A 1155-nucleotide genomic window follows, 5' to 3' on the forward strand; every position below is an offset into this window, starting at 1 on the left:
GACTGTCTCTTATACACATCTAGATGTGTATAAGAGACAGCAGCAGCAACGGGCCCAGGAGCGTGCCGGCAACGGCGGCCCCGAGCCGGACCAGGTCTTCGAAACCGCCCGCGTAGAAGGCGAACAGCATCAGCACGGCAAGGATGACCACGCGGATGCGGCGCCGCCACAGGGTGGGGGTGGCGGCGGTGGCGGCCATGGCGGCCCCGCAGGCCAGCGCGCTGGGCCCCACGAAGTAATGCCCGCTCATGTCCCGGGTCCAGCTGCCCATCAGTGATCCGGCCACCGCCAGGAAGCCGAGCGTGGCGGCGATGCCCAGAACGTGTGCGCCCACTGCCGCCGCGGCGAAGCGCAGGCTTCCCAGCTTCCGCTCCAGGGGTATGCCGGCGAGCAGCACCAAAGCCGTGCCCAGCACATACCCCGGCAAGCCCCGCTCCCAGAACCCGGATAAGAGCACTGCCCACCAGTCTCCGGACAGGGAATGCACGGTGCCCTCCACGTGCGGTCGCAATGCTTCGGGCGGGCCGGACGCGAGGCTGGAGGACAGAGCGCCGGCGGTCCAGAACACGGCAACGAACCACAGGGTGGCGGGGGCGCCGCGGAGAAGGCCGGACCAACCGCGAAGGGTCCGGGGATCCAGCCGGGAATCCGGCCGGGGGCCCGGGGGAAGGGAGGGCCCGGGGTGCGGCAGCGGCATCGGGACTCCTTTCGCGGGCGGACGGAGCTGGCCGCCTTAGATTCTCCCACAGGCGCGTGCAGCGGGCGCGTTTCGGCCAGCTGGTGAGCGCCGGACGGTGGTGGCGCATGGGCGCCGGCCTGTGAGGACGCCGGCGGGATGGAACCCGCGCCGAGCCTGCCGGGCCCACCAATCCGGGGTGGCAACCGGGACGAATGGCCATCGCTGTTCAAGGTTTCTCCACGCTGGTTTGCCTAGCCTCGGAGTTGTTACACCGGTCTGGGCCCTATGGGAGGAGGCGCAGATGGATCCCCGTGCTTCGTTCCGGCTGTTCCGCACCGGACTCATCGGATCAGTCGTGTTCGGTCTGGCAGCCGGCGGCCACCTGGCCGGAGGGGGCCAGCTCCCGGCGCTGTCCGTTTTGGCGGCCCTGTGCGCCGTCTGTCTCTTATACACATCTAGATGTGTATAAGAGACAG

Annotated in this window: 2 protein-coding genes; one reads left to right on the forward strand and one right to left on the reverse strand. The window is 69.1% G+C overall.

The window, feature by feature from the left end; genetic code table 11:
- Positions 1 to 19: 19 nt before the first annotated feature.
- Positions 20 to 697, reverse strand: coding sequence for a rhomboid family intramembrane serine protease (locus B1A87_RS22700; RefSeq protein WP_144275968.1), 678 nt, complete (start codon positions 695 to 697; stop codon positions 20 to 22).
- A 283-nt stretch (positions 698 to 980) separates the two neighbouring features.
- On the opposite strand from B1A87_RS22700, the gene B1A87_RS23235 reads away from it, so the two are divergent.
- The gene (locus tag B1A87_RS23235; RefSeq protein WP_185982460.1) at positions 981 to 1148 is read left to right on the forward strand and encodes a hypothetical protein; all 168 of its coding nucleotides are present in this window, start codon (positions 981 to 983) and stop codon (positions 1146 to 1148) included.
- Positions 1149 to 1155: the final 7 nt, after the last annotated feature.

The sequence above is a fragment of the Arthrobacter sp. KBS0703 genome, assembly GCF_002008315.2.
Classification (GTDB): Bacteria; Actinomycetota; Actinomycetes; order Actinomycetales; family Micrococcaceae; genus Arthrobacter.